Origin of the sequence: Microbacterium sp. SLBN-146 (genome assembly GCF_006715145.1) — a bacterium.
Classification (GTDB): Bacteria; Actinomycetota; Actinomycetes; order Actinomycetales; family Microbacteriaceae; genus Microbacterium.
In genome coordinates, this window is sequence record NZ_VFMR01000001.1 from 734,866 (window position 1) to 760,550 (window position 25,685).

25 protein-coding genes and 1 riboswitch are annotated in these 25,685 nt (G+C 71.3%); of the genes, 9 read left to right on the forward strand and 16 right to left on the reverse strand.

Translation table 11 applies throughout. From position 1 onward, the window contains the following. Nucleotides 1–20: 20 nt before the first annotated feature. Nucleotides 21–884 carry a Cof-type HAD-IIB family hydrolase gene (locus tag FBY39_RS03070; protein WP_141930193.1) on the forward strand — a complete coding sequence of 288 codons (864 nt, stop codon included), beginning with the start codon at nucleotides 21–23 and terminating at the stop codon, nucleotides 882–884. A gap of 242 nt (nucleotides 885–1,126) precedes the next feature. Here the strand turns inward: FBY39_RS03070 and FBY39_RS03075 are convergent, their stop codons facing one another. From FBY39_RS03075 to FBY39_RS03100, 6 genes are all read right to left on the reverse strand, one after another. Further along, on the reverse strand, nucleotides 1,127–1,963 hold the full coding sequence (locus FBY39_RS03075) for an NAD(P)-dependent oxidoreductase (RefSeq protein ID WP_141930194.1): 837 nt from the start codon (nucleotides 1,961–1,963) through the stop codon (nucleotides 1,127–1,129). 131 nt (nucleotides 1,964–2,094) lie between these two features. After that, nucleotides 2,095–2,874: an enoyl-CoA hydratase/isomerase family protein gene (locus tag FBY39_RS03080; RefSeq protein WP_141930195.1), complete on the reverse strand. Its 780-nt coding sequence runs from the start codon at nucleotides 2,872–2,874 to the stop codon at nucleotides 2,095–2,097. Continuing rightward, nucleotides 2,871–3,632, reverse strand: coding sequence for an SDR family NAD(P)-dependent oxidoreductase (locus FBY39_RS03085; RefSeq protein WP_141930196.1), 762 nt, complete (start codon nucleotides 3,630–3,632; stop codon nucleotides 2,871–2,873). The genes FBY39_RS03080 and FBY39_RS03085 overlap by 4 nt, the downstream gene beginning before the upstream one ends. A gap of 966 nt (nucleotides 3,633–4,598) precedes the next feature. After that, a complete protein-coding gene (locus FBY39_RS03090) occupies nucleotides 4,599–5,387 on the reverse strand; it encodes an energy-coupling factor transporter transmembrane protein EcfT (RefSeq protein WP_141930197.1) in 789 nt (262 codons plus the stop codon). Continuing rightward, nucleotides 5,384–6,763, reverse strand: a complete 1,380-nt coding sequence (locus FBY39_RS03095; protein WP_141933839.1) for an ABC transporter ATP-binding protein — start codon at nucleotides 6,761–6,763, stop codon at nucleotides 5,384–5,386. Before FBY39_RS03095 ends, FBY39_RS03090 begins: the two co-directional genes overlap by 4 nt. An 85-nt stretch (nucleotides 6,764–6,848) precedes the next feature. Further along, nucleotides 6,849–7,475, reverse strand: coding sequence for an ECF transporter S component (locus tag FBY39_RS03100; protein WP_141930198.1), 627 nt, complete (start codon nucleotides 7,473–7,475; stop codon nucleotides 6,849–6,851). After that, a riboswitch (TPP riboswitch) is annotated at nucleotides 7,469–7,578 on the reverse strand. (Overlaps the previous gene by 7 nt.) Before the next feature lie 39 nt (nucleotides 7,579–7,617). On the opposite strand from FBY39_RS03100, the gene FBY39_RS03105 reads away from it, so the two are divergent. Next, nucleotides 7,618–9,078 (forward strand): D-alanyl-D-alanine carboxypeptidase family protein, encoded by a 1,461-nt coding sequence (locus FBY39_RS03105; RefSeq protein WP_141930199.1) that lies wholly within the window; start codon nucleotides 7,618–7,620, stop codon nucleotides 9,076–9,078. Between the two features lie 45 nt (nucleotides 9,079–9,123). Here the strand turns inward: FBY39_RS03105 and FBY39_RS03110 are convergent, their stop codons facing one another. Genes FBY39_RS03110 through FBY39_RS03125 form a run of 4 tightly spaced genes read right to left on the reverse strand, consistent with a single transcriptional unit; the run spans nucleotide 9,124 to nucleotide 12,437 of the window. Next, nucleotides 9,124–10,053 (reverse strand): DnaJ domain-containing protein, encoded by a 930-nt coding sequence (locus tag FBY39_RS03110; protein WP_141930200.1) that lies wholly within the window; start codon nucleotides 10,051–10,053, stop codon nucleotides 9,124–9,126. A gap of 4 nt (nucleotides 10,054–10,057) precedes the next feature. Then, a complete protein-coding gene (locus FBY39_RS03115; RefSeq protein ID WP_141930201.1) occupies nucleotides 10,058–10,567 on the reverse strand; it encodes a hypothetical protein in 510 nt (169 codons plus the stop codon). After that, nucleotides 10,564–11,385, reverse strand: a complete 822-nt coding sequence (locus tag FBY39_RS03120) for an LssY C-terminal domain-containing protein (RefSeq protein ID WP_141930202.1) — start codon at nucleotides 11,383–11,385, stop codon at nucleotides 10,564–10,566. Before FBY39_RS03120 ends, FBY39_RS03115 begins: the two co-directional genes overlap by 4 nt. Beyond that, complete coding sequence (locus FBY39_RS03125) at nucleotides 11,376–12,437, reverse strand: enoyl-CoA hydratase/isomerase family protein (RefSeq protein WP_141930203.1); 1,062 nt, start codon at nucleotides 12,435–12,437, stop codon at nucleotides 11,376–11,378. Before FBY39_RS03125 ends, FBY39_RS03120 begins: the two co-directional genes overlap by 10 nt. A gap of 129 nt (nucleotides 12,438–12,566) precedes the next feature. Here FBY39_RS03125 and FBY39_RS03130 point away from each other — a divergent pair, with 129 nt between their 5' ends. Both FBY39_RS03130 and FBY39_RS03135 read left to right on the forward strand, forming a co-directional pair. Further along, nucleotides 12,567–13,940: an ABC transporter ATP-binding protein gene (locus FBY39_RS03130; protein ID WP_141930204.1), complete on the forward strand. Its 1,374-nt coding sequence runs from the start codon at nucleotides 12,567–12,569 to the stop codon at nucleotides 13,938–13,940. Next, entirely contained in the window at nucleotides 13,937–14,755 is an 819-nt protein-coding gene (locus FBY39_RS03135) for an ABC transporter permease (protein ID WP_141930205.1), read from the forward strand. The genes FBY39_RS03130 and FBY39_RS03135 overlap by 4 nt, the downstream gene beginning before the upstream one ends. A 21-nt stretch (nucleotides 14,756–14,776) precedes the next feature. Here the strand turns inward: FBY39_RS03135 and FBY39_RS03140 are convergent, their stop codons facing one another. Beyond that, entirely contained in the window at nucleotides 14,777–15,265 is a 489-nt protein-coding gene (locus FBY39_RS03140) for a hypothetical protein (RefSeq protein ID WP_260837416.1), read from the reverse strand. A 105-nt stretch (nucleotides 15,266–15,370) separates the two neighbouring features. On the opposite strand from FBY39_RS03140, the gene cofG reads away from it, so the two are divergent. Genes cofG through FBY39_RS03165 form a run of 5 tightly spaced genes read left to right on the forward strand, consistent with a single transcriptional unit; the run spans nucleotide 15,371 to nucleotide 22,413 of the window. Beyond that, nucleotides 15,371–17,872 (forward strand): 7,8-didemethyl-8-hydroxy-5-deazariboflavin synthase CofG, encoded by a 2,502-nt coding sequence (gene cofG, locus FBY39_RS03145; RefSeq protein ID WP_260837417.1) that lies wholly within the window; start codon nucleotides 15,371–15,373, stop codon nucleotides 17,870–17,872. Beyond that, nucleotides 17,869–19,329, forward strand: a complete 1,461-nt coding sequence (locus FBY39_RS03150; protein WP_141930207.1) for an NAD(P)/FAD-dependent oxidoreductase — start codon at nucleotides 17,869–17,871, stop codon at nucleotides 19,327–19,329. The genes cofG and FBY39_RS03150 overlap by 4 nt, the downstream gene beginning before the upstream one ends. After that, a complete protein-coding gene (gene fgd, locus FBY39_RS03155) occupies nucleotides 19,326–20,342 on the forward strand; it encodes a glucose-6-phosphate dehydrogenase (coenzyme-F420) (RefSeq protein ID WP_141930208.1) in 1,017 nt (338 codons plus the stop codon). Before FBY39_RS03150 ends, fgd begins: the two co-directional genes overlap by 4 nt. Beyond that, on the forward strand, nucleotides 20,339–20,965 hold the full coding sequence (gene cofC / locus FBY39_RS03160; protein ID WP_141930209.1) for a 2-phospho-L-lactate guanylyltransferase: 627 nt from the start codon (nucleotides 20,339–20,341) through the stop codon (nucleotides 20,963–20,965). Before fgd ends, cofC begins: the two co-directional genes overlap by 4 nt. Beyond that, nucleotides 20,962–22,413 carry a carboxylesterase/lipase family protein gene (locus tag FBY39_RS03165; protein WP_141930210.1) on the forward strand — a complete coding sequence of 484 codons (1,452 nt, stop codon included), beginning with the start codon at nucleotides 20,962–20,964 and terminating at the stop codon, nucleotides 22,411–22,413. The genes cofC and FBY39_RS03165 overlap by 4 nt, the downstream gene beginning before the upstream one ends. A 136-nt stretch (nucleotides 22,414–22,549) precedes the next feature. Here the strand turns inward: FBY39_RS03165 and cofD are convergent, their stop codons facing one another. The 5 genes from cofD to FBY39_RS03190 all read right to left on the reverse strand — a co-directional run bounded on the left by cofD (nucleotide 22,550) and on the right by FBY39_RS03190 (nucleotide 25,610). Then, nucleotides 22,550–23,512, reverse strand: a complete 963-nt coding sequence (gene cofD / locus FBY39_RS03170) for a 2-phospho-L-lactate transferase (protein ID WP_141930211.1) — start codon at nucleotides 23,510–23,512, stop codon at nucleotides 22,550–22,552. Between the two features lie 8 nt (nucleotides 23,513–23,520). After that, nucleotides 23,521–24,360 carry a uroporphyrinogen-III synthase gene (locus FBY39_RS03175; RefSeq protein WP_141930212.1) on the reverse strand — a complete coding sequence of 280 codons (840 nt, stop codon included), beginning with the start codon at nucleotides 24,358–24,360 and terminating at the stop codon, nucleotides 23,521–23,523. Nucleotides 24,361–24,531: 171 nt separating this feature from the next. Next, on the reverse strand, nucleotides 24,532–24,810 hold the full coding sequence (locus FBY39_RS03180) for a hypothetical protein (protein WP_141930213.1): 279 nt from the start codon (nucleotides 24,808–24,810) through the stop codon (nucleotides 24,532–24,534). Next, nucleotides 24,800–25,201, reverse strand: coding sequence for a phage holin family protein (locus FBY39_RS03185; RefSeq protein WP_141930214.1), 402 nt, complete (start codon nucleotides 25,199–25,201; stop codon nucleotides 24,800–24,802). Before FBY39_RS03185 ends, FBY39_RS03180 begins: the two co-directional genes overlap by 11 nt. A gap of 1 nt (nucleotide 25,202) precedes the next feature. Beyond that, on the reverse strand, nucleotides 25,203–25,610 hold the full coding sequence (locus FBY39_RS03190; RefSeq protein ID WP_141930215.1) for a hypothetical protein: 408 nt from the start codon (nucleotides 25,608–25,610) through the stop codon (nucleotides 25,203–25,205). Nucleotides 25,611–25,685 lie beyond the last annotated feature (75 nt).

A 25,685-nucleotide genomic window follows, 5' to 3' on the forward strand; every position in this document is an offset into this window, starting at 1 on the left:
CGCACCGCGACAATGGAGCCATGAGTTCCGCACCGCGCACCGTGTTCATCGACGTCGACGGAACGATCCTCGAGCATGGTGCCGGCGTGGCTCCCTCGACGGTCGTCGCGATCCGCGCGGCGCGCGCGAACGGGCACCGCGTGCTCCTGTGCACGGGGCGCGCTCGCGGTGACATCCACCCGTCGGTCGTCGAGATCGGGTTCGACGGCGGCATCACGAACGGCGGCGTGACGGCTGAGATCGACGGCGAGACGGTGGTGTCGCGGCTCATGCCCGCGGCATCCGTCGACCGCATGGTGTCGGCGTTCGAGCGCCACGGAACCCACTACTTCCTGCAGACCGACGACGAGGTGTTCGCGAGCGCGGGGATGACGGCACTCGTCCGTGCGCACGTGCGCGAGTTGCAGGAGAAGGATGCCGCCGACGGCGTCGTCCGGGCGGAGGACTCCCTCGCGGGTCTCGCGAACCGCACGTACCGCGACGTCGCCGCTGCGCCGGCCGATGAGATCGCCAAGTCGGTGTTCGTGAGCCTCGAGGGCGACGGGCTCGAGACGCTCGCGAGCGACCTCGGCGACGAGTTCCACGTCGTGCCCGGCAGCATCCCGCTCCCCGGCGGATCGAACGGCGAGATCTGCCTGCGCGGCACCAACAAGGGCTCGGCGATCGCACTCGTCCTGGATCACCTGGGGGTGGATGCCGCCGAAGCGATCGGGATCGGCGACAGCTGGAACGACGTCGAGATGTTCGAGGTGTGCGGCACGAGCGTCGCGATGGGCAACGCCCTGCCCGAGCTCAAGGCGATGGCGGACCACGTCACGACGAGCATCGCCGAGGACGGCGTCTGGAACGCGTTCCGCCACCTCGGCCTGCTGACGCCGCGCTGACGGTTCCTTCGGGCGGCGCGGACGTCTCGGCGAGCCCGGGGACCTCGCCGAAGCAGGACGGTACGCACCCCGGTCTCGGCGAAACCCCCGGTCTCGGCGCCTGGGCCGGCCCGCGCGCATCACGTCGGGCATGTCGCAGTGCACAGCGGCATCCGTCACGGAGACCGGGAATCTCGCCGAAGCAGGACGGCACGCACCCCGGTCTCGGCGACACCCCCGGTCTCGGGGAACCCGTCGCCGGGCTACAGGAAGATGTCGGGGAAGAGCTCGGCGTTGGGCGTGCCGGGGACGGCGGCGTACCGCGCGAAGTCGGTGACACCGGCATCCGTCAGCACGTCCTCGACGATGAGCGAGCGTCCCGTGTAGTCGCGGGACGACTGCAGGAAGACCTCGTACGCGGCATCGGCGTAGATCTCGGGCGTACGGCTGGCCTTCATCATGGCGTCACCGCCGAGCGCGAACTGCACGGCCGCCGTCGCGATCGTCGTCGCGGGCCACAGCGTGTTGGCCGCGATCCCGAAGCGTCCGAACTCCGCCGCCATGCCGAGTGTCGCCATCGTCATGCCGTACTTCGCGAGCGTGTATCCCGTGTGGGCACCGAGCCACTTCGGGTCGAGGTTGAGCGGCGGTGACAGCGACAGGATGTGCGGGTTCTCGGCATCCTTCAGGATGGGCGCCGCGGCGCGCGAGAGCATGAAAGTGCCGCGCACGTTGACGTCCTGCATGAGGTCGTACTTCTTCGCGGGCAGGTCGAGCGACCGCGACAGGTCGATGACGGACGCGTTGTTCACGACGATGTCGATGCCGCCGAACTCGCCTTGCGTCGTGAGCACGGCCCCCGTGACGTCGTCGTCGTTGCGCACGTCGCCGACGATCGGGAGGGCGTTGCCGCCCGCTTCGCGGATCTGCTCGGCGGCCGAGTGCACGGTCCCCTCGAGCTTGGGGTGGGGCGTGTCGGTCTTCGCCAGCAGGGCGATGTTCGCCCCGTCACGCGCCGCGCGGAGGGCGATCGCGAGCCCGATGCCGCGACTCCCGCCCGACATGAGGATGGTCTTTCCTGCGAGGCTCTGCGTTGTCATCTCTGGGTCTCCTGGTCCGCAGTCAGTGTCGACACCCCGCGATATCGACGAGACACCCCGTAAATGCGCGCGCACGACGGGGTGGCTCGGCGAGAACCCGGGGTCTCGGCGAGGAGGGGGGTGGGGGCTGGTCAGGCATCGGGGGTGGCCCGCTTCCGGGCGGATGCCGCGAAGGCCGCGATCCTCGCGCGCGAGGCTTCCGTATCGAACGCCGCGCCGATCGTGGCGGCCTCGTCGTCCAGGTTCTCGGCGAAGGAGCGGTGCGCTCCTGTCCGCACGAGGCGCTTGGCCTGGCCGAACGCGGCCGTCGCTCCGTCGAGCCAGGAGCGCGCGATCTCGAGCGCACGCACGCCGGGGTCGGCGGCGACCTCGGTCACCAGCCCCCAGTCGAGCGCGGTCTCGGCGTCGATCGTGAGGTCCTGCAGGAGGAGCTGGAGCGCGCGGCGCTGCCCGACCGCGGCGGGGAGCAGCGTCGAGACGCCGAGGTCGGGAGTGAGGCCGATGTTGGCGTACTTGCTGACGAACTTCGCCGATCCGGATGCCACGACGTAGTCGGCCGTCAGCATGAGGCCGAGACCACCGCCGGCGACGGCACCCTGTACGGCGGCGACGATGGGCGTGTCCGACTCGACGAGCGTGCGGATGCCGTCGTGGATGACGTGCGCCGCCTCGGTCACCTGCGGTCCTGCCGCGCCCGACGTCGCCATCGCGACGACGTCGCCTCCCGCGCAGAAGGCGGGGCCCGCGGCATCCAGGAGAATCGCTCCCACCGACGGGTCGTTCGTCACCTCGTGCGCGACGTCACGCCACCGCGCGCCCATATCGAAGTCCATCGCGTTGAGGAACGCCGGTCGGTTGAAGGTGACGCGGGCGAGCCCCGCATCGATGTCAACGAGAATCGTGTCGCTCACTTGGGTGCCATCCTTATCGCTCCGTCGAGACGGATCGTCTCGCCGTTGAGATAGCCGTTGTCGACGATCGACATGACGAGCCGCGCGTACTCGTCGGGCCGGCCGAGGCGAGCGGGGTAGGGGACCTGTTGACCGAGGGAGTCCTGCGCCGCCTGCGGGAGACCCATGAGCATCGGCGTCTCCATGATCCCGGGGGCGACCGTCACGACGCGGATGCCGTGGCGTGCGAGTTCTCGCGCGATCGGGAGCGTCATCGCGTGGACGCCGCCCTTGCTGGCAGCGTACGCGGGCTGACCGATCTGTCCGTCGAAGGCGGCGACGGAGGCCGTGTTGACGATGACGCCGTGGTCACCGTCGGGGGTCGGATCGGTCGTGGCCATGGCGGCGGCGGCCTGGGCGATGACGTTGTAGGTGCCGACGAGGTTGACGCGGACGACCTTCTCGAAGAGTGCGAGGGGTGTCGGCGCCCCGTCGCGGTCGAGGACCTTCGCGGGTGGCGCGATGCCGGCGCAGTTGACGACGACACGGAGCGGACCGGTGGACGCCGCCGTCTCGACGGCCGCCGCGACCTCCGCGGGGTCGGTGACGTCGGCGGGGGCGAAGCGGGCACCGAGCTCTGCGGCGATCTCCTCGCCCGGCGACGTCGGAAGGTCGACGATCGTGACCGTCGCACCCGCTGCCGCGAGGCGACGGGCCGTGGCGAGGCCGAGCCCGCTCGCACCGCCCGTCACGAGGGCCGAGGCATCCGTCAGATCCATGCGTTCTCCTTCGAACAGGCGGGCCGACCGCGGACGTCGGTGGCATTGCATCCCAGTTTACCTGGGACTGGGTGTCACGCGATGACCTATGGATGTCCGCATCCGGTCGCGTGCGGACTTCAGTCTGCCGCGAGCGCCGTCCGAGCGCGAGCGCGGGACCGCCCGCGTGGGGCGCGGCTCGCCTGCCTGGGGCGCTGCCCCTGGCTGGCTGGGGCGCACTCCGCCCCCGTGGGGCGCGACTTGTCTGCGCAGGGCCGCCCGCCTGGCTGCGGCGCACTCCGCCTGCGCGGGGCGCACTCCACCTGAGCGGGGCGCGACATGTGCGCCACACGGGACAAACCACGCCCCGCAGCACGAACCACGCCCCAAGCGCGCGAGCCGTCCGCCCGGCTGGGGCGCACTCCGCCCGCTTAGGGCGCGACTCGCCTGCGCGGGGCCGCTCCCCTGGCTGGGGCCGCTCCCCTGGCTGGGGCGCACTCCGTCTGCGCGGGGCGCACTCCGCCTGGCTGGGGCGCGACATGTGCGCCCCACGGGACGAACCGCGCCCCGCAGGCCAAACCGCGCCCCAACTGCGCGCGTCGTCGGCCTGGCTGGGGGGGCTCCGCCTGCGTAGGCCCCACTCCGCCCGCTCGGGGCGCGATTCGACTGCGCGGGGCGCACTGCACCTGCGCGGGGCGCGACAGATGCGCCCCACGGGACGAACCGCGCCCCGTAGGACGTACCACGCCCCAAGCGCGCGAGCCGCCGGCCTGGCCGGGGCGCACTCCACCCCCGCGGGGCGCACTCCACCCGCGCGGGGCGCACTCCGCGCCCGTGGGGCGCGACATGTGCGCCCCACGGGACGAACCACGCCCCACCGGGACGAACCACGCCCCACCCGACGAACCACGCCCCGCCGCACAACCCACGCCCCGCGGGACGGACCACGCCCCAGCCGCGTGAGCCGTCCGCCGTGGCGACCCGCCGTCAGGACGGGCCGAGGATGAAGTTCCAGGTTCCGGCGACGACGGATGCCGCGACGGCGAGGCCCGCGATGCCCGCTCCGATCGCGATCAGAGCCCACTCCCGCGCCCCGAAGCGCGATTCGCGCGCCCACGTGCGAGCGACGGGAGCGCCGAACCCGCGTGCTTCCATCGCCGTGGCGAGCTTGGCTCCGCGACGGATCGAGAGGACGAGCAGCGCGAACGCCATACCGAGGAAGCGGCGGAGGCGCCCCCGGTCGGCGACGCCGCGAGCGCGCCGGGCGAGCTCCAGCGCCCGCCAATCGTCGAGGAACAGCCCGATCATGCGGAGCCCCGCGAGCGCGCCGAGGACGAAGCGCGCGGGCAGACGCAGGATCTGGCCGAGCCCATCGGCGAGGTCGGTCGGGTCGACCGTGACGAAGAGGACGACCGAGGGGAGCGCGATCGCGAGGACCCGCAACAGCGTCGCGACGGCGAGCTCGAGAGAGCCCTCGCTGATCCGCACGACGAACCACTCGACGTAGACCGTGCCGCTCGACTGACCGTAGAGCGCGATCGTGAGCGCCGTCAGGGGAGCGGCGAGCCAGACGGGCCACGTCCGCACCCAGAACTCCCGCCACCGCAAGCCGGCGAACGGCAGCAGCAGGCACTCCAGCAGAAGGGCGACGGCAGCGGACACCCAGTCGAGCGTGAAGACGAGCGGGATCGCGATGAGCGCGCTCGCGCCGAGCTTCGCGACGGGGTTGATCCGCGCCACGGCACCGGTGCGCGCGGTCGCGTCGAGGAGGGTCACGTCCCGGCCCCCGGCATCCGGAACTCGTCGGCGTGCAAGGCTGTCACGACATCGCGGTCGTGCGTGATCGCGACGATCGCCGACCCGTCGTCGCGGAGGCGCGCGAGGATCGCGACGAGCTCCGCCCACGTGCGCGCGTCCTGCCCGAACGTCGGTTCGTCGAGGACGAGGACGCGCGGCGCCGTCGCGAGGGCGGCCGCGACCGTCAAGCGCCGCTTCTCACCCCCGGAGAGCGTGTACGGGTTGGCGCGCGCGAGCCTGTCCAAGCGCAGCCGCACGAGGAGCTCGTCGACCCGGCGCTCGATCTCGGGCTCGTCGAGACCCAGGGCACGGGGTCCGACCTCGAGCTCACCGCGCACCGTTCGCCCGAGCAGCTGATGCTCGGGGTCTTGGAAGACCGTGCCGATGCGCGTCAGGAGCTGCCGCGACGTCCAGCGGATGGGTGTGTGTCCGGCTCCCGCGGCCAGCTCCTCACTCGCCTCGATCGTGCCGCCGGCGGGGGCTGCGAGCCCCGCGAGGGCGAGCCCGAGCGTCGACTTGCCCGCACCGTTCGGTCCCGTGAGCGCGAGGGCGGCTCCGGCCCGCACGTCGAGATCGATCCCCGCCGCGACGGGTGAGCCCTTGACGCGCGCGACGGCGAGATCGCGTGTGGAGAGGAGGGTCGCCCCCGGCGGTGACGACGGTGGTGACGGATGCCGCGGCGGAACCCCCGGGACCCACACGCCGCCCGCCGCGAGCTCGGCGCCCCGATACCGCAGCACGGCGTCGGGAGAGCCGTCGGCGAGGACACCGCCCTCTCCGAGCACGATGACGCGTGTCACGAGAGGGAGCCACACCTCGACGCGGTGCTCGACGACGACGAGGGTCGTGCCGTACGCATCGAGCATCGCCGCGACGGCCGCACGCACCTCCGCGACGCCGTCGGGGTCGAGGTTGGCGGTGGGCTCGTCGAGCAGCACGAGTCCCGGGCGCATCGCGATCGCGCCGGCGAGCGCGAGCCGCTGCTTCTGTCCGCCCGAGAGCGCCTTGGTCGGGCGATCGAGGGGCACATCGAGGCCGACGCGGTCGAGGGCCTCTCCCACGCGGGGCCAGATCTCCTCGCGCGGGACGCCGAGGTTCTCGCATCCGAAGGCGACGTCGTCTCCGACGCGAGCGAGGATGACCTGCGAGTCGGGATCCTGCAGCACGAGACCCGACAGCCCCCGACGGGATGCCGCGACGGCGCCGTCCACGAGGAGTTCCCCCTCGGACTCGCCCTCCTCGTCGCCGCCGAGCACGCCCGCGAGTCCGTGGAGGAGCGTCGACTTCCCCGAGCCGGACGCCCCGAGCAGGAGCACCCGCTCGCCCGGCGCGATCCGGAACGACACGTCGCGCACGGCCCATGCCTCGCGCGAGGCGTGCCGCCAGCCCCACCCGGACGCCTCGACGGCCGCGGGACGCGGGGACGCAATCGACACGCGGCTAGACGCGCGCTCGGGCCTCACGGCCCGATGCGAAGCGGTCGAGCGCCCCCGTCGCCGCGAGACCGCGCGCGAGCACCCACGAGAGAGCACCGGCGATGACGGCCCCCGAGAGGATCGTGCTCGCGAGGTAGATGACGACGAAGGTCGCGTCGGCGCCCGCGAACCAGAGGATGAGGTTGTTGATGCCCCCGAAGAGAGCGGCACCCGCGCCCGCGAGGATCGCGACGGGCAGCGACCACCGGCGGTAGAAGAAGAGGAGGAAGATCACCTCGGCGCCGAGGCCTTGTACGAGGCCCGCTTCGATCGTGAGGAAGCCGCCCCACGTGTTGCCGACGAGCGCGGACACGACAGCCGCGAGGGTCTCGGTGTAGATCGCGGCACCGGGCTTGCGGATGATGAGGGCGCCGAGCACCCCGGCGAAGAGCCACGGCCCGTCGAGGAGCCCCTGGAGTCCTGGGGCGAGCGGCTCGAGCAGGGTCTTGGGCCCGAGGTATCCGATGTTCCACAGCAGGAAGATGAGGCCGGACGCGACACCGATGACGCTGGCGACGACGATGTCGACGATCCTCCAGCGGAAGGTTCCGACGCGCTTCTTCGTGGCGGATGCGGGCGTGGACGTGTGCATCTGATGCTCCTCCCTGCGCCGGCATGATCCGGATCAGGTTCGACGGTCGAAGCGTGGATCGCTTCCTCTCAGCCCGGCTCACCGGACTCCCGTGGTTGTGGCGTTGAGTATAACGCGGCGACCGGCGTTGTACCGTAGGCGAATGGTCCCCGACGATCCCCCGGAGCTCACGCGCCGCGCACTGCGGGACGGGACCGACGGTGCATCCGGAACGACCCTCACGCGCGACGATCCTCCTGCCGGTGCCGTGCCGAGCACCACCACGATGACGCTCGCCGAACCGGCATCCGCGCACGTCGCGCTCACGTGGGTCGACGACACCCGCGTCGCCCCACGCCCGGCGGCCCAGCCCGACGCGAACTCGACGCCCGACCTCATCGGACGACCCCCGCGCCGGTCGCCCTTCCGGGCCGCCGTCGTCGTGCCCTTCTCGCTCGTCGCGCTCGTCCTCGGGGCTTATGCGGCGACGACTCTCCTATGGCCGCTGCACTCCGTGCCGCCCACCGTCGAGGCCGTCGGACTCCAGCCCGCGGTCGCCCCCGCCGCCGCACCGGCGTGGCCGGGTGTCGGCAGCGCGGGCGTCGAAGTCGTGGGCATCGGATCCCTCGCCTCGTCGCCCGACGCCGCGAGCATCGCGAGCATCACGAAGGTCGTCACGGCACTCGTCGTGCTCGAGGAGATGCCGCTGGATGTCGGCGAGCAGGGGCCCGAATTCCGCTTCACATCCGCCGACCGCTCGGCCTACTGGCGCTACCGGGGCAATGGCGAATCCGCCTTGGACGTCCCCGTCGGGGGATCCCTCACGCAGTACCAGATGCTCGAGGGGATGCTCGTGGGCTCAGCCAACAACTACGCCGACCGCCTCGCGACGACCCTCTGGCCGACCGATGCCGTCTTCGCGGCGGCAGCCAACTCGTGGCTGCAGACCCACGGCGTCGCCGGTGTGACCGTCGCCGAGCCGACCGGGTTGGACGCCCGCAACGTCGCGACGCCCGAGGCCCTCCTCGTGCTCGCCGAGAAGGCGCTCGCGAATCCCGTCATCGCGGAGATCGTCCGCAAGCCCTCTGTGGAGCTTCCCGGAGTCGGGGTCGTCGAGAACACGAACGGCCTCCTCGCCGATCCCGGTGCGCTCGGCATCAAGACGGGCACGCTCGACTCGTGGAACCTCCTCGCGGCGAAGGATGCTGTGATCGGCGATGTGACCGTGCGGCTCTACGCGTCGGTGCTCGGCCAGCCGGGGAGCGAAGAGCGACTCGCGGCGACGCGCGCGCTGTTCGCTCAGCTCGAGGCGGAGTTGCAGCCGCAGACGGCGATCCCGGCGGGAACGATGGTGGGGCGTGTCACGACGGCCTGGGGCGACGACGTCCCGATCGACACCGCCGCCGACGCCTCCGTCATCCTCTGGAACGGCGGGACGGCGACGACGGCTCCCGAGTTCACCCTGGGGGATGCTCGTGCAGCGGGCGCCGAGGTCGGGTCGCTCGTCGTGACCGGCCCTCTCAATGGCGCGACGGTGGCGCTCGAGCTCGACGGCGAGATCACGGAACCCAGTCCGTGGTGGCGGATGACGCACCCCCTCGAACTCTGGGGCCTCACCGACTGACCCCTCCCAGCGGGGGCGGCGCTCCGCAGGGAACGCGCCGGGTGGTCAGGCGAAGCGGATGGTCTGCTGCAGGCGCGTGCGGACGTCGAAGACCTCGTTGCCGCCGATCGACCGCGTTCCCGTGATTCCTCGGCGCAGGACCGTCGACAGCGCACTGCGCGAGACGACGGCGACCTGCGTCCCCTTGACGCGTCCGATCTCGTCGATCGGCTGCTCCACGTCGTCGTCGGGCAGCACCACGATCGCGCCCCCGAACCGCACTCCCGCCGCGCGCGCCACGACCCGCATCCGCGCGAGCAGCTCGGCGATCGGTGCCCCCGCGACGCCGTCGCCCACGAGTTCGCTCCGCCGCACGCGGACGGGCCCGCCGAAGTCCTCCGACAGGACCCCGTAGAGGCCGCTCGGACCGAGGACGATGTGGTCGATCTTCGCGTCGGATTCCATTCCCCGCCCGACGGCGAGCACGTCATGCCAGATCGTGTACCCCATGCCGAGGTCGGCGACGATGCGGGCCGTCGCCTCCTCGGCGAGCGCATCGGCGAGCATCCGCCGGAGTTCGCGCGGCGCCGTCCGCACGAGCGCGGGGTCGTAGGGGTCGTCGAGCTCGACGCCGCGTCCCACCCACTCGCGCATGAGATCGAGATACCGTTCGCGGCGCCACCCGCCCGGCTGCCCGTGGGAGCGCGCGCGGGGTCGCGTGTCGGCCGCCGCGCGCGGTGGACGCCACACCGGTGCATCCGGCGAGAACGACGCGGCCCCGAAGCCGTGCCCGCGGTCGTAGGCGGCGCGGGCGGCCGGCTCGCCGACGAGCTCCCATGCGCGCTGGACCTGGATGAACACCGCCGCATCCCCGCCCGTGTCGGGGTGGGTCTGCCGCAGCCGGAGCCGGTACGCGCGTCGGAGCGCGTCGTCGTCGGCCGTGGGCTCGACGCCCAGGACGTCGTAGGCGGATGCCGAGAGGGGACTGTCGAACATCCCGTCACCGCCTCTCGTTGCGGCGCGCGTAGGCTGCGGCGCTGCGACTGGACAGGGCGAGCAGGATCAGGATGTCGAGGCTCAGCGAGACGAAGGTCGTCTGCAGCGTGATGTCCTGGCCCTGCACCCACCACGCGACGAACGACGTCGCGATGGAGGCGACCGCGAAGAACATCACGATGACGCGGGCGATGTTGCTGCCCCGGAAGACGAAGAAGGCGAAGAGCGCATCGAGCACCACGAAGACGGCGCCCACGCCGACGATGATGCCGCGCGTGAGCTGTTCGACGTCGGAATCGTCGAAGCCGTCGATGGACTCCAGGTCGATCACGACACCGTGCCACCCCAGCGCGATCCCCACGAGCATCACGATGCCGGCGACGACGCGCAGCATGACGAGCGCCACTCCCGCGTAGGTCGATGCGGGCCGCTTCATGTCGGGGTCGTAGCCCGTCGGCCGCAGCAGTCGCGTGGGGGGTTCGTAGGCGGGCCGCTTCTCGGGTGTCCTGCTCATGTGGATGCCACTTCCTCTAGCGCCCGCACATCGATGATCGGCAGATCGCCGTCGGTGCGGATCGAGTCGCCCCCGCCGTTTCGCGCGTGATAGCCCGTGGAGAAGTCCTTGATGACGTCGACGGCGACACGGGGATCGGCGGCCGTCACCGTCGCGACGATGTGGTCGCGCTCGACGTCGGTGTTCGCGTCGATGCGGTGGGTGACCTGGAGCGTGAAGAGGGACAGCCCCACGCTCGTGTCGAAAGTGCCGGCCGCGAGCCAGTCCACGCGGCGCCCACCGGGGAGCAGCCAATCGTCGGGGCACTTCCAGAACCGGACGTGGTGGCGTTGGGCGGGGTTCCCGTCGACCTCCTGCTGATAGGCGAAGTCCTGCTGCCGACCGAAGAGGAAGAGAGGGCTGACGGGGGCTTCGTGGTAGCTGCGGCGGCGGAGGGTCGACGTCACGATGCGCCACGACGACGCGAGCGTCACGGGATCGGCCTTCGTCCATCCGGCGGCCTGGAGTGCCCGCTCGATCTGGTCTCCCGTCCCCTGGAAGGCAAGATTCACGGGGTCGCCCAGCAGGCCGTCGCTCGTACGGGCGCGGCCGATGAAGTAGTCGGGAACGTAGACGGTCGTAAGGATGCGGTGCAGTCGCGGCAGCACGAGATAGGCGAGGAGCAACCAGAACAGCACGGCGACGGCCAGACCCCACCACCCCACGTGGAAGGCCTCGGTGAAGCTGAGATAGGCGAGCCAGATGGCGGCGAGTCCTGCGAAGACGAAGAAGAACCAGTCGATCGCGACGCCGACCGAGTACCGCCGCTTCACTGCCACAGCGGCACCCGTGGACGGTAGGCGAACGCGTCGTCGACGAGCCCCGCGGGCAGCTCCTCGAGACTCGCGGGTCGCCAGGCGGGTGTCCGGTCTTTGTCGATCACCTGCGCGCGGATGCCTTCGACGAGGTCGGGCTGCGTCTCGGCGAACCACATGACGAGGCCGTACTCCTGCGCGAGGACGGAACGGAGGTCGGGAAGGTCGCGCGCGCGACGGATGGCGGCGAGCGTCACAGCGAGACCCGTCGGGGAGAGCTCGCGCAGCACATCGGCCGTCGCGGATGCCGCGGCCTCGGGCCGTGCGCGCAGGCGCTCGATGATCTCGCCGACCGTGTCGCCCGCGAAGGCGTCGTCGATCCACTCGCGGGCCGCGTCGAGACCGGATGCCGCGGGGGTCTCGTCGAACAGCAGGACGAGCTCGTGGGGGGTCGAAGGATCGGCGCGTGTCGCGAGCGCGTCGCGCAGCCCGTCGAGGTGGGCTGCGGGCACGAGGGTGTCGGCGAATCCGGCGGCGATCGCGTCAGCGGCATCCATCGTCGCCCCCGTCAGCCCGAGGTACTCGCCGAGTCGGCCGGGGGCCTGCGCGAGGAGCCTGCTTCCGCCGACGTCGGGTGTGAAGCCGATGCGGGTCTCGGGCATCGCGAGCTTCGAGCGCTCCGTCACGATGCGGAGGGAGGCGTGGCCGGCGAGGCCGATACCACCGCCCATCGTGACGCCGTCGGCGAGCGCGACGAACGGCTTCGGATACTCCGCGATGCGCGCATTGAGCGCGTACTCGGCGCGGAAGAAGACACCCGCGTCCTCGGCGCGACCCGCGGCGACCTGCGTCGCGAGCCCGCGCACGTCACCGCCCGCGCACAGTCCCCGATCCCCCGCGCCGTCGAGGACGACGATCTCGATGTCGGTATCGGCCTCCCACGCATCGAGGGCCTCATCGATGAGCTGGACCATCCCGTGATCGAGCGCGTTGATCGCCCGCGGGCGATTGAGCGTGAGGCGTCCCACTCCCGCGGTTGTGCGGGCCAGAACGGTGGGCTCAGCGGCGTCGGTCACGGGAAAAGGCTACCCGTCCGGGTTCAGGCGAGGCGGGACCGGATGCCGCGGCATCCGCCCAATCCCGGCATGGGAACGCACTTTCGGCAAAGATGGGGTGAACATCCCACGACGACAAGGGGTCCCGGCATGCCCGAAGGACACGTGCTGGAGTTCGCGCACGTGACGAAGCGCTTCGGCGCCGTCACGGCGGTCTCCGACTTCTCGGCGCGCGTCGAGCCCGGAGTCGTGACGGGCTTCCTCGGCCCGAACGGCGCGGGCAAGACGACGGCGTTGCGCATCCTGCTGGGTCTCGTGCGGTCCACCGACGGGACCGCGACGATCGGCGGGAAGCCGTACGCGAAGCTCGAACGGCCGCTCCAGACGGTGGGCGCCGTGCTCGAGGCATCCAGTTTCCACCCCGGCCGGACGGCCGCTTCTCACTTGCGGGTCTACGCCCGCGCGGCGTCGATCTCGAACGCGCGCGTCGATGACGTCCTGAACCTCGTCGGGCTCGCGGATGCCGCAGGCCGTAAGGTCGGCGGGTTCTCGCTCGGCATGCGCCAGCGCCTCGGCGTCGCGTACGCACTGCTGGGCGACCCCGGCGTCCTCGTGCTCGACGAGCCGTCCAACGGCCTCGACCCCGAAGGCATCCGCTGGATGCGCGGGTTCCTCCAGCAGCTCGCGCGCGAGGGGCGGACGGTTCTCGTCTCGTCGCATCTTCTGACGGAGATCCAGCAGACGGTCGACTCGCTCGTCATCATCGCGCGCGGGCGGCGCGTCTTCCAGGGCGGCATCGAGGACCTCGTCGATCCGTCCGAGTATGCGACGGTCGTCGACGCTCCGGATCGGGCGGCGCTCACGACGGCGCTCGCGGATGCCGACATCGCCTTCGAAGTACTCAGGTCGGGCATGACGGTGCGGGGCGTCGATCCCGTCGCCGTCGGGAAGGTGGCCGCGGACGCCGGCATCGCCCTCTCGACCCTGCAGCGGCGCGGCCCTGCGCTCGAAGAGGTGTTCCTCGAGCTCGTGAGCGGCGCACGCGTGCACGCCAGCGCGGAGGACGGCTACGTTGCAACCCCGACGGCGGTCGCGGAAGACGCGGAACCCGAGGCGGAGACCGCACCGGAGCCCGAGACCGCTGCCGAGGCGGATCCCGAGGCCGGGGCTGCGCCGGTATCCGAGGTCGCCACGGAGCCCGAGGCCGCTGCCGAGGCGGATCCCGAAGCCGCTGCGGAGCCCGAGGGAGACGCCGCTGCGGATCCCGAAGCCGAGGTCGCGGCGGAGCTCGCGGGGGAACCGGACATCGACGAAGAGCCGGCGCGCCCCGCTTTCACGGTCGCGAGCACCGGCGTCATCGACATCGTGCCGCTCGAAGCCGAAGAGGCATCCCGGCACGACCATCCTGATGACCCGGATACGCCGGAGGATGCCGACCCCGACGTCGAGCAGATCGGTGAGATCGACGAGGAACTCTCCTCCGCCGTCGACCACGATGCCCGCGAGGGAGGTGACGCGCGATGAGCCTCGTCGCTGCGACCAGGTCCGAGTCCGCCAAGCAGTTCTCGACGTCGATGTGGTGGCTGCTGGCCATCATCCTCGTCGTCTACGTCGCCTTCACGTCCGCCGCCCTCGGGTTCGCGATCGGCGGCGCCGCGACGGGCGCCTTCGGATCGGGTGACGCGATTCCTCTTCCCGAGACCGGCATCGCTGCGGCGCTCTACAGCACCGCGACGTCGGTCGGCTACGTCTTCCCGCTCCTCATCGGGACGCTCATCGTCACGGCCGAGTTCCGGCACAAGACCCTCACGCCGACGTTCCTGGCGGTACCGCGTCGAGGAGTCGTCCTGGCGGCGAAGCTCGCGGTCGGGGCATTCCTGGGCGTCATCTTCGGCGTCCTGGGGATCGTTGCGTCGGTGGGTCCCGCGGCCGGATTCCTCTCGGGGTTCGGCCTCGACACCGAGCTGACCTCGTCCGACACGTGGGCGATGCTCGCCCGCATGCTCATCGCGTTCGTCCTCTGGGTCCTCATCGGCGTCGGTGTCGGCGCACTCGTGCGCAATCAGGTCGGCGCCGTCGTGGGGGTCCTCGTCTTCACGCAGTTCGTCGAGCCGATCGTGCGGACAGCCGCGGCCTACATCGACGGTCTCGGGGATGTCGTCGCGTACCTGCCGGGAGCTGCGAGCGACGCGCTCGTGGGCGGCAGCATCTTCAGTGTCGCGATGCCGACGGGTTCCGACCCGATCGAGTGGTGGGTCGGCGGCGTCGTGCTGCTGGCCTACGCCGTCGTGATCCTCGTGCTGGGCTACCTCACGAGCTGGCGACGCGACGTCAGCTGAGCCGGATCAGCTCTAGACCGGTCAGCTCAGAGCGGGGCGGGTGCCGCGACGGGCGCGGCCACGCCGCGGGGCGGCGTCGAGGTCGGTCTCGGTGGGGTTCGGCACCGAGATCGCACCTGTTTCGGCGGCGATCTCGACGACATCGGTCGCCGTGTCGCTCGCGTCGACGCGAAGCGCCTGCACCAGCGCGAGCCCGTTGCGGGTCGTCAGCACGACGCGATCGAACTCGTCGTGTCCATCGAGGTCGATGACGACCGCGGGGCGCCGACGGCGGACGATCACGAAGTCCGACGCTCCCGCCGACTTCCAGGTGCCCATCGCGATGACACCGCGGACGTGCGTCCCCGGGCTCGGAACGCCGCGCAACCACGTCCACGCGTCGTCGACGAGCTGCACCTTGGAGACGAGAGTGCGGTCGAGGAGCACATTCCCCTTGTGGAATGACAACCGACGCTCGACACCCGACAGCGCGACTTCGAGTCGCGTCGAGTCGAGCAGCAGGGTCACCATGCGTCCAGTCTGCCAGCGCCGCGACCCCGCCCGCGGCACCGTTTGCTTACAGTGGCGCAACGATCCATGGCCCTCGGCCGCGCGCACCGATGCGAGACTGGTCGGGTGACGCTGATCGAGCCTGCCTCGACCCGACGAGTCGACCTCGTCGCGGCGATGGAGCGTGCCGCGAGCGGCGATCGACTCTCGGCCGATGAGGCCGAGGTGCTGCTCGAGGCCCGGGGCGACGACCTCGAGCAGCTTCTCGCCCTCGCCTCCGCGTCGCGCGACGCCGGGGCCGCGGCATCCGGTCGCTCCGGCGTCATCACGTATTCGCGCAAGGTATTCGTGCCGCTCACGACCCTGTGCCGCGACCGCTGCCACTACTGCATCTTCGTCGACACCCCGGGCCAGCTGCTCACGATGCACAAGCCGCTGTACATGACGCCCGAGCAGGTTCTCGCCGTCGCACGGCAGGGCGCCGCGCTGGGCTGCAAGGAAGCTCTCCTGACGCTCGGCGATCGTCCGGAGGACCGCTGGCCGCAGGCGCGCGCATGGCTCGACGAGCACGGCTACGCCTCGACGATCGACTACGTCGCCGCGATGGCGCGCCTCATCACCGCCGAAACAGGACTCCTCGCGCATGCCAACCCCGGCGTCATGACGTTCGACGAACTCACGATGCTCCGCGACACGGCTCCGTCGATGGGGATGATGCTCGAAACGACGTCCCGGCGCCTCTACGAGGAGCCCGGGCAGGTGCACTACGGCTCGCCCGACAAGGATCCGGACGTGCGGCTCGCGGTGATCGACGACGCCGGACGCGCGCGCGTCCCCTTCACGACGGGCATCCTCGTCGGAATCGGCGAGACGCTCCGCGACCGCGCGGAGTCGCTCGTGGCGCTGCGGGAGGCCCACGAACGTCACGGTCACGTGCAGGAAGTCATCGTCCAGAACTTCCGCGCGAAGCCGCGAACGGCGATGCAGTCCGCTCCGGATGCCGCGCTCCTCGAGTACATCGCGGCGGTCGCCGTTGCACGGCTCGTGCTCGGACCCGCGATGCGGATCCAGGTGCCGCCGAACCTCTCGGATGCCACAGAGCTCGAGCTTCTCGTCCGCGCGGGGGCCGACGACTGGGGCGGGGTGTCACCCCTCACGGCCGATCACGTCAACCCGGAGCGCCCGTGGCCGCACATCGACGAGCTCGCGGCGCAGACGGCGGCGCTGGGCTTCACGCTCGTCGAGCGTCTGACGGCCCACCCCGAGTACATCCGCGCGCCGGAGACCTGGCTCGCGCCTCCGATGCAGGCCCCGGTGGCGGCCCTCGCCGACCCCGCAACCGGCTGGGCCCGCACGCCCCCTCCCTCTTCGCCCTCCCCCGCCTCCCCACCCTCCCGCCCTCTCTCCCGTCGAGACACCGGGTTGTCGCCGAGCGACCCCGTCATTGCCGCAATTGACGGGGTGTCTCGGCGAGATCGCGGAGTCTCGACGAACACCGACTCGACGAACACCGACTCGGCGGGTGCCGCGCGCGTCGTGCCGGGCGGGGTGCGGAGGCTCGCGGAGGTCGCGGCGGGCGACCCGCACGCGCTCGACGACGGCGAGTGGGAGCTGTTGCTGCGCGCGACGGGGCGGGATCTCGACGCCCTCGCCGACACGGCGGACAGCGTGCGGCGCTACACGGTCGGCGAGGCGGTCAGCATCGTCGTGAACCGCAACCTGACGTCGTCGGGATTCCGCGGGGCGGGTGCCGTCGCACCCGAGGAGTTCGACCTCGACGATGTCGCCGCCATCGCCGCCGACGCGCACGCGCTCGGCGCCTCGGAGGTGTGCGTGCAGGGACTCCTGCCCCCGTCGGAGTCTCCGGAGGCGTATCTCGACATCGCGCGGGCCGTGAAGACGGCGGCCCGCGGCATCCATCTCCACGCGTATCGTCCGCAGGACGTCCGCGACCTCGCCGACCGCGCGGGTCTCGGACTCGCGGATGCCCTCGCGGCGCTCCGCGATGCCGGAGTCGACACCGTGCCCGGCACGGGGGTCAAGGTGCTGAGCGAACGCGTGCGCGCGCTCATCGCGCCGACCGATCTCGGCATCGACGCGTGGATCGACGGCATCACGGCCGCCCACCGCGCCGGGTTCCGCTCGACGAGCGTGCTGTTCTACGGCCACGTCGAGACGGCGACCGAGCGGATCGCGCATCTGCGGCGACTGCGTGAGATCCAGGACGCAACGCGCGGTTTCACCGAGTTCGTGCCGATCCCCCTCCCCGGCGCGGACGGCGGAGTGCCGCTCGTCGAAGGACGCGACGCCGTCGACGAGCACCGCGCGATGGTCGCCGTTTCGCGACTCCTCCTGACGGGGAGCATCCCCCACATCCAGATCCCGTGGACGCGCGTCGGTCGCGACACCGCCGCTGTGCTCCTCCAGTCCGGCGGCGACGACCTCGGCGGGACGCTCCTCGACGGTCGCGTGCGCCCCGCCGCGGGGATCGAGCACGGTCTCGAGCTTCCCCTAACGGATGCCGCGGCCATCGCCAAGCGCCTCTTCCGCCCCTTCCGCGTGCGCACGACCGACTACGCCAGCCGCGCCGTCCCGGCCGGCGTCGCCGGCGAGGAGGGCGCGCGATGACGCGGGTCGACGTCGCGATCGTCGGCGCCGGCTTCGCAGGAATCGGGATGGCGATGGCCCTGCGTCGTGCGGGCATCGAGTCGTTCGTCGTGCTCGAGCGCGCGGCATCCGTCGGGGGGACGTGGCGGGACAACACGTATCCGGGGATCGCGTGCGATGTCCCGAGCCACCTCTACGGCTTCGCAGCGCACCCCAACCCCGACTGGTCGGGCCTCTACGCCCGCGGCGACGAGATCCGCGGCTACCTCGAGCGGGTCGCGGAGGCCGAAGGCATCTCGCCGCGCTTCGACACGCCCCTCCTCTCCGCACGGTGGGACGAAGCCGGCGACGTGTGGCGTCTCGAGACGGGCGGCCCCGCGCCCGATGCCATCGAGGCGGAGGTCCTCGTCCTCGCGTGCGGGCGGCTCACCGAGCCGTCGATTCCCGACGTCCCCGGACTCGAGTCGTTTCCCGGCCCGCTCTTCCACTCCGCGCGCTGGAATCACGACGCGGCCCTCGCCGGCAGGCGGATCGGCGTCGTCGGCACGGGGGCCTCGGCCGTCCAGCTCGTCCCCGAGCTCGCCAGGATCGCCGACGTCACGCTGTTCCAGCGCACGCCGGCGTGGATCGTTCCGCGCCGCGCGCACGCCTACTCGTCCGAGGACCGTGCCCGCTTCGCCGCGAGCCCCGATGAACTCCTCCGCCTCCGCGTGGCGCTCAACGCGGAGGGCGAGGAGAGGTTCGCGTCGCGATCGGGCGATCCGGATGCCGCGGGCCGAGCGACCGCGGAGGCCCGCGCTCACCTCGAGTCGCACATCAGCGACCCCGTGCTCCGCGCACAGCTCACGCCGGACTACGCGTTCGGGTGCAAGCGCGTTCTGCTGTCGGACGACTTCTACCCCGCCCTCGCGAGCAGCCGCGTCCGCCTGGAGCCCTCGGCCCTCTCGGCGGTGGAGGGGGCGACGCTCGTCGCCGCGAGCGGTGCGCGCCACGAGGTCGACGCCCTCGTGCTCGCGACCGGCTTCGCTTCGACCCGTCAGCCCTACGCGGATCTCGTCCACGGCGAGTCGGGAACGCTCGCGGAGCACTGGTCGGGCGGCATGACGTCGTTCGGCTCGACCGTCGTGAGCGGGTTCCCCAACCTCTTCGTGCTCAACGGTCCCAATGCGTCGCTCGGCCATTCGTCGTCGGTCCTCATGATCGAGGAGCAGGCCGAGTACGCCGTCCGGGTCCTCGCGCGCCGCGAGGGCGTCCTCCGTGTCGATCCTGCCGCCGAGCGCGCCTACAGCGCCGAGATCGATCGGGCGGCCGCCTCGACGCCGTGGCTCACGGGCGGGTGCCGGAACTGGTACGTCGACGAGCGCACCGGACGGCTCGCGCTCCTCTGGCCGGGCACCGTCACGGCCTTCCACGACCGACTCGCCGGGGCCGACGGCTCCGAGTTCCTCCCCGCCCCCGTGAAGAGAGGCCCGTCATGACGAACGACACCATCCGATTCGGCTACAAAGCGTCCGCCGAGCAGTTCGGTCCCGCAGAGCTGACCGACCTCGCGGTCTTGGCGGAGGAGGTCGGTTTCGATTCGGTCTTCATCTCGGACCACTTCCAGCCCTGGATGCACGAAGGTGGGCACGCCCCCGCCGCGCTGCCGCTCCTCGGCGCGATGGGCGCGCGGACGTCGCGCGTTCTGCTGGGGACGTCGGTGCTGACGCCGACGTTCCGCTATCACCCCGCCGTCATCGCGCAGGCCTTCGCAACGCTCGGCGTCATGTTCCCGGGGCGCGTCATCCTCGGCGTCGGAACCGGCGAAGCTCTCAACGAAGTGACGCTCGGGCTCGACTGGCCGGAAGCACCCGAGCGATTCCAGCGGCTCAAGGAGTCGATCGCCCTCATCGAGAAGCTGTGGGAGGACGAGCGCGTCACGTTCGACGGCACCTACTACTCCGTGAAGGATGCCACGGTGTACGACCGTCCCTCGCAGAAGGTGCCGATCTACATCGGTGCGGCGGGTCCGGCTGCCACGCGCCTCGCGGGACGGATCGCCGACGGCTTCATCACGACGAGCGGCAAGCCCGAGACGCTGTACACCGAGACGCTCCTCCCCGCGCTCCACGAAGGCCTGGAGAAGGCGGGACGCGCCGCCGACGCGATCGACACCCTCATCGAGGTCAAGGTCTCGTACCATCCCGACGAGCAGACCGCGCTCGAGAAGACGCGCTTCTGGGCGCCCCTCGCCCTCTCGGCCGAGGAGAAGATGGGCATCCACGACCCGATCGAGATGCAGCGGCGCGCCGCGGAGCTCCCGATCGAGCGCGCGGCATCCCGCTTCATCGTCTCGACCGATCCGGAGGAGCACGTCGAGCGCATCGCACGCTACGTCGAGCTCGGGTTCCGCCACCTGGTCTTCCACGACCCCGGGCACGACCAGGAGGAGTTCCTCCGCACGTACGGCGAAGAGATCCTCCCCCGCCTCCGGGCGCGGTTCGGCGAGTGACGGCAGCCTGGACGGTCATCGTCCCCGTCAAGGACCCCACGCGCGGCAAGTCTCGCCTGTCGGTCGCGGGGATCGACCGCGCCCGCCTCGCGCGGGCGATCGCCCTCGACACGATCGCGGCGGCAGCGGCGTGCCCCCTCGTCGAGACCGTCGTCATCGTGGGTGACGACGGCGGGCTGGTCCTCGCGGCCCTCGACCTTCCGGGCCTGAGGTTCGTCCCCGAGGGCGACGCACGCGGACTCGACGACGCGGTCGCGATGGCCGCCGGACCGTATGAACGGATGCCGCGGGCCGCGCTCCTCGGAGATCTCCCCGCCTTGCGCTCGGCCGACCTCGCGGAGGCGCTCGAGCGCGCAGCATCCGTCGATCGTGCCGTCGTCGCCGACACGGAAGGCACGGGCTCGACCCTCGTGACCGCCGCGGCGGGCGTCGCATGGCGCTCGTCGTTCGGCGAGGGTTCGTTCGCACGGCACGTCGCCCTCGGTTGCGTCGCGGTGGACATCGACGCGGGATCGACGCTCCGGCGCGACGTCGACACGGTCGACCAGCTCGACGCCGCGACGCTGCTGGGCCTCGGGCCGCGCACCTCCGCGGAACTCGGACGACAGGAGGCCCCGGCATGACGAACGACCCGACGACCGGCCCGAGTGCCGTGCGTGTGTATCGCGGCATCCGCTTCGCCGAACCGCCCGTCGGTGATCTGCGCTGGCAGGCTCCCGTCCCGCTCGCCGGGGAGCCCGACCCCCGCAACGCGTTCGGCCCCGCCGCGCCTCAGCACCTCAACCCGCTCATCGACCTCGGCGCCGGAGCGACGCAGAGCGAGGACTGCCTCACGCTGAACGTGTGGAGTCCCGAGAGCGCCACGTCGCAGCATCCGCTCCCCGTCATGGTGTGGGTGCACGGTGGCGCCTACGCCTTCGGCGGCGCGCGCTCCCCGTCCTACGACGGAACGCTCTTGGCGCAGGACGACGTCGTGGTCGTGACGATCAACTACCGCCTCGGGGCCCTGGGATGGCTCGATCTCCCCGAGCTCGGACCGTCGAATCTGGGCCTGCGAGACGTCCTGTGCGCACTGGGCTGGGTGCGCGAGCACATCGGCGACTACGGCGGCGACCCGTCCAACGTCACGGTGTTCGGCGAGTCGGCGGGGGGCGGCATCGTGACGTCCCTCCTGACGTCTCCCGCAGCGGCCGGGCTCTTCGATGCGGCGATCGCCGAGTCCTCGCCCGCAACGACGGTCTCGTCTCGAGCCATGGGAGCCGAGGTCGCCGAACGGCTCCTCGAGGCGCTGGGTGCGACGGCGAGCGACTTGAGGACGGTCGGAACCGATCGGCTCGTCGCGGCAGCCGCGCAGGTCTTCGTGAGCGTCCCCACGGCTCATCCCGGGCATCTCGCGTGGGCGCCGACGATCGGCGACGACCTTCTCTCGGCTGACCCGGCCACGATCCTCGCGGCGGGCAAGGGGCTGGCCGTCCCACTCCTCCTCGGCACGAATCGTGACGAGGCCCATGCCTTCGCGCACAGCAAGAGTCCGCTCCTCCCCGTCGGCCCGGAAGGCCTCGCAGCCCTCTTCGCCGAAGTGCGCGACGCCCATCCCGAGGACGCGATTCCCGATCTTCCGCACGGACGACGGGCGGACCTCGAGGAAGCGACGCAGGCGAGCTTCCGGATGCCGGCCGTCTGGATCGCCGAAGGACACGGCGAGACGGCCCCGACGCACCTCTATCGCTTCGACCACGCGACGCCGATGCTCCGCGTCATCGGGCTGGGCGCCGCGCACGCGACCGAGGTGCCCTACGTGTTCGGCACGTTCGGCGTGCATCCGCACGACCCGACGCTCAAGCTCGGGGGGCACGCCGAGGCCATCCGGATCTCTGCGCGAGTCCGCGCCCGCTGGACGGGTTTCGCGCGGAACCGTTCCCCTGAGGCACCAGGCGCACCGGAATGGCCCGCCTACCGGCGTACGACGCGGTCGAGCCTCGTGATCGACGTCCACGATCGCGTCGCCGACGACCTCGACGGCCCGACCCGCACCGCGTGGGGCGACACCGTCCTCGACGTCGTCACGTAGCCGCGAGCCGCGATCCCCGAGCCGCTGAGCCCCTGAGCCGCGAGGCGACACGCCCCGAGCGAACCACTAATCCGCGAACGTACGCGGCGTATCGACTCGGACGCGCCGTGTCGTTTCGGGCGCGCGTCGAACGCGGTCAGGCGGTGAGGGCGGCTTCGGCGAGCGCTGTTGAAGCGGCGGCGTCGGTCATCCACAGGGGCACCACGACGGGGCGGATGCCGAGGGCCTCGACGGCGGAGGCGGAGGCCGCGTCCTCCTCGGCGAGGAGCCACGCGTCGAGGAGACCGTCCGCCGCACGTGCGCCGTAGTGTGCGGCGACACCCGACGACGACGTGTCGACGCCGATCGCCGTGAGACAGACGTCTGCCATGCCCCGCACGACGCGTCCGCCGATGATGGGGGACACCCCGACGACGCGCGCGTCGGTCGCGCGGAGCGCCTCGCGGATGCCGGGGACGGCGAGGATCGGGCCGATCGAGACGACGGGATTGGACGGGGCGATCAGCACGACGTCGGCGCCCCGGATCGCCTCCACGACACCGGGTGCCGGGGTCGCGGCATCCACCCCGGGATTCTCGAACGCGATCGGCTCGAGCGTCGCACGGTGACGCGTCCACCACTCCTGGAAGTGCAGCCGCTCACCGTCACGGACGACGACGTGCGTATCGACCTCGGCGTCGGTCATGGGAAGGAGGGTCGCCCCCAGGTCCCACCGGCGCGACAGCCCCGCGACGACCTGTGACGGAGTGAGGCCTTCGCGGAGCCACCCCGTACGGGCGAGGTGGGTTCCGAGGTCGAGGTCGCCGAGGGTGAACCAGGGCCACCCCGCCCCGTAGGCCTGCACCTCGTGGTGGACGCGCTCGGAGTCGCCCGTGCGACCCCATCCGCGCTGCGTGTCGTTGACGCCGGCGAGCGCGTAGAGGATCGAGTCGACGTCGGGCTGGAGACGGATGCCGGTGAGCCAGAGATCGTCGCCCGTGTTCACGACGATCGTGGCCGGCGCCTCACCGCGCGACGCGAGTGCGGAGCGCACCCCCAACGAGAAGCGGGCACCGCCCACACCGCCCGCGAGGACGACGACACGAGGTGTCACTGTCACGGCGGCGATCAGTCGTTGTCGGGACGGATCGCGCGGAACACTCCCGTGCGCGGCGCGAACTCGTCAGCAGCGTGCGGCAGCGGGAAGCGGGCGACGGCGTCGATGAGGGCATCGACGGTCTGAGTCTCGGCCACGACGTCGACGGGGAGGCCCGCACGTCGTGCGTCCTTCGCCGTCCGCGGACCGATCGCCGCGATGACGGTCGCCTCGGGGATCTCGGTGAACTGCTGCCTCACCTGTTCCGCGACGGATCCGCTCGTCACGAGGATCGCGTTGATGCGACCCGACCGGACATCGCCCGCGATGCGGTCCGTCACGGGCACTCCGACGGTGCGGTAGGCCACGACGCTGCGGACACGATGACCCGCGTCGGTGAGCATGCGCGTCAGCACCGGCTTGGCGATCTCGCTCCGGAGGGCCAGGATGTCGCGCGGCTCCGGTTCGAGGCCGATGAGCTGCTCGGCCATCCCCGCTGCGGAGTTGTCTTCGTCGGGCACGAGATCGACGCGATAGCCGACGGCGAGGAGAGCAGCGGCCGTCGTCTCGCCCACCGCCGCGACCTTCGTGTTGGCGGGGATGACGGCACGGTACGCGTACAGCACATCGACCGTCGTGGCACTCGTGACGGTGAGCCATTCGAACCGACCCGCGGCGAGATCGGCGAGCGACTCGTCCAGTGTCGCCTGGTCGTTCGTCGGGGCGAAGTTGATGAGCGGGGCGATGACGGGAGTGGCACCCTGACGACGCAGGGTCGCTGCCACGCCATCACCCCACGGGCCTCCGCGAGGGACGAGCACACGCCATCCTGCGAGTGGCTTGTCCGGGGAGGACGAAGGGGTTGTGTTCATTGAGGGTCGACTCTCGTGTGGCTCGGTCGGCCGCCCAGACGTCGAGCAGCCGATGCGCGAATGAATCGGGCTCGCGCCATCGGCAGCATCCGCTCCATTGCACTGCCTGATCCCTGAGCATACCCCTCGAATCGCCGCCGACGTTCGGCGCGTCGGGGATGACGGACCAGGTCAGCGCGTGTAAAGGCGGACGAATCCCCAGACGGCGCCACCGACGGCGACGGCCACCGTGACGACGGCCACGGCGGTCGCCGCGGGGTTCCGCCGCGAGAACGCCCTCGCTTGGGCGACCTTCTCATCGACGGCACGCGAGAACCTCCGCGGCACGTTCGCCTTGTCTTCGATGGCCGCCAGCGCGGCCTTCAGCTCGGCGCGTGCCTTCTCGACGGGATCGTCGATTCCGAGGGGCACTCCGGTACGGGGCACGGGAACGGGCGCGTCAGAATTCATCGCGCACCTCCTTGACATCCTGGGCGATCGACTGGACGGGATTCTGCGTCTTGCCGATCCGTTTGAAGCGCATGACGCCGAGGAGCGCGAAGACCGCGACGAGGAGGAGCAGAGCCACGACCACGACGAGCGACGCGAGCCAGGCGGGCCACCATGACGACAGCCCGATGATCACGAACGCGAGAAGCGCGGGGATCGTCCAGAAGAGGAAGAAGAGGGCTGCGGCGAGCCAGCCGGCGCCGACCCCCGCATCCTTCGCCGTACGCGCCACCCACGCCTTGCCGGCGTTCACCTCGGCGATGACGAGGTTGCGGATGAGTTCGGGGATTTCGCCGATCAGCGTGAAGAGGCTGTCGTCGGCGCGATCGCGGAAACCGCGCGGAGTCGTCATGTCACGCCCCACCGCGACCGTCGGCGGCCTCGGTCGCAGCCTCGTCGACGGCGTCCTTGACGGCGTTGGCGGACTTCTTCGCGGCCTGCGTCGACTTCTTCGCGGCCTTCTCGATGTCGGCGACGCTGTCTTCACCCGTCTTGATCGCCGCGTCGAGCTTCTGGCCCGGGGTGTCCTTCGACGAAACAGCCTTCGTGACCTTGACGGCGGAGTCCCAGAGCGTGCTCGGAAGCGCCATGGCGGCGGACTTCGCGAAGTCGGTCGCCTTGGAGACCTGCTTCTGAACGGGGTCGGCGTTCCAGACCTTCATCCACTGCGTTTTGATCTGCTCGTAGCGCTCGCGACCTGCGCGTGTGCCGAGGACGTATCCCACGGCGATTCCGACGACGAGTCCTGCTTTGCCCCTCATGGAGTCCCCTCACGTTCAGTGGTGCGCTGCTGACTGGTCCCAGGGTAGTCCTGTATGCCGTTGCGGTTATCCACC

Excerpts from the sequence above, each read along its gene's own strand:
- FBY39_RS03070 (WP_141930193.1), top strand. The coding sequence starts at position 21 with ATGAGTTCCGCACCGCGCACCGTGTTCATCGACGTCGACGGAACGATC.
- FBY39_RS03075 (WP_141930194.1), bottom strand. The coding sequence starts at position 1,963 with ATGACAACGCAGAGCCTCGCAGGAAAGACCATCCTCATGTCGGGCGGG.
- FBY39_RS03085 (WP_141930196.1), bottom strand. The coding sequence starts at position 3,632 with ATGGATCTGACGGATGCCTCGGCCCTCGTGACGGGCGGTGCGAGCGGG.
- FBY39_RS03100 (WP_141930198.1), bottom strand. The coding sequence starts at position 7,475 with ATGCACACGTCCACGCCCGCATCCGCCACGAAGAAGCGCGTCGGAACC.
- FBY39_RS03105 (WP_141930199.1), top strand. The coding sequence starts at position 7,618 with ATGGTCCCCGACGATCCCCCGGAGCTCACGCGCCGCGCACTGCGGGAC.
- FBY39_RS03110 (WP_141930200.1), bottom strand. The coding sequence starts at position 10,053 with ATGTTCGACAGTCCCCTCTCGGCATCCGCCTACGACGTCCTGGGCGTC.
- FBY39_RS03115 (WP_141930201.1), bottom strand. The coding sequence starts at position 10,567 with ATGAGCAGGACACCCGAGAAGCGGCCCGCCTACGAACCCCCCACGCGA.
- FBY39_RS03130 (WP_141930204.1), top strand. The coding sequence starts at position 12,567 with ATGCCCGAAGGACACGTGCTGGAGTTCGCGCACGTGACGAAGCGCTTC.
- FBY39_RS03135 (WP_141930205.1), top strand. The coding sequence starts at position 13,937 with ATGAGCCTCGTCGCTGCGACCAGGTCCGAGTCCGCCAAGCAGTTCTCG.
- FBY39_RS03140 (WP_260837416.1), bottom strand. The coding sequence starts at position 15,265 with ATGGTGACCCTGCTGCTCGACTCGACGCGACTCGAAGTCGCGCTGTCG.
- FBY39_RS03150 (WP_141930207.1), top strand. The coding sequence starts at position 17,869 with ATGACGCGGGTCGACGTCGCGATCGTCGGCGCCGGCTTCGCAGGAATC.
- fgd (WP_141930208.1), top strand. The coding sequence starts at position 19,326 with ATGACGAACGACACCATCCGATTCGGCTACAAAGCGTCCGCCGAGCAG.
- FBY39_RS03165 (WP_141930210.1), top strand. The coding sequence starts at position 20,962 with ATGACGAACGACCCGACGACCGGCCCGAGTGCCGTGCGTGTGTATCGC.
- FBY39_RS03175 (WP_141930212.1), bottom strand. The coding sequence starts at position 24,360 with ATGAACACAACCCCTTCGTCCTCCCCGGACAAGCCACTCGCAGGATGG.
- FBY39_RS03180 (WP_141930213.1), bottom strand. The coding sequence starts at position 24,810 with ATGAATTCTGACGCGCCCGTTCCCGTGCCCCGTACCGGAGTGCCCCTC.
- FBY39_RS03185 (WP_141930214.1), bottom strand. The coding sequence starts at position 25,201 with ATGACGACTCCGCGCGGTTTCCGCGATCGCGCCGACGACAGCCTCTTC.
- FBY39_RS03190 (WP_141930215.1), bottom strand. The coding sequence starts at position 25,610 with ATGAGGGGCAAAGCAGGACTCGTCGTCGGAATCGCCGTGGGATACGTC.